The organism is Anoxybacillus sp. CHMUD (assembly GCF_013096965.1).
Taxonomy (GTDB): Bacteria; Bacillota; Bacilli; order Bacillales; family Anoxybacillaceae; genus Anoxybacillus; species Anoxybacillus kestanbolensis_A.
Genome location: NZ_SDLG01000067.1, coordinates 1 through 569 on the forward strand (window position 1 = coordinate 1; position 569 = coordinate 569).

Below are 569 nucleotides of genomic sequence, written 5' to 3' on the forward strand. Positions count from 1 at the left end.
TGCTCGCTCGGATCGAGGCGGTATTGCGCCGTTCGGTCGGAAAACAAACGAAACTGGAGTTTCATGGCTTAGTTTGGGATGAGGGGCAGCATAAAGTTCAATACGCTGGGCACGATATTTTTCTCACGCCAAAAGAGTTTGCGATTTTAGGACTTTTTCTCAAAAATCCAAATCGCGTATTTAGTCGAGAGCAACTGATCGTGACATTATGGGGGTATAACGCCAATACGGAAGAACGAACTGTCGATTCACATGTGAAAAATATTCGCGAAAAGCTCCGCCAAGCCGGTTTTCCGATCGATCAATTTCTGCAAACCGTTTGGGGTGTAGGATATAAATGGGGGGGATAAGGTAAAAAGAAATGGAAGAGAAGCTCATTACATTGTTTCATACATATGAAAGCGTTGCTTATCTCATTAGTATTGCGATCAATATTGTGATCAGTATTTTAGGCGTTGTACCGAGCGTATTTCTCACTGCAGCTAACTTGGCGGTATTCGGTTTTTGGAAAGGCACCTTTTTATCGTTTGTAGGGGAAGCTGTTGGGGCGATTGTTTCTTTCGTTTTAT

1 protein-coding gene and 1 pseudogene are annotated in these 569 nt (G+C 43.1%); both read left to right on the top strand.

The features are described 5' to 3' along the window. On the top strand, positions 1 to 350 hold a 350-nt coding region (locus ETB99_RS14620), incomplete at its 5' end, for a winged helix-turn-helix domain-containing protein (protein ID WP_171700937.1). An 11-nt stretch (positions 351 to 361) separates the two neighbouring features. Continuing rightward, positions 362 to 569 (top strand): annotated as a pseudogene (locus ETB99_RS14625) (hypothetical protein); the annotation flags it as partial.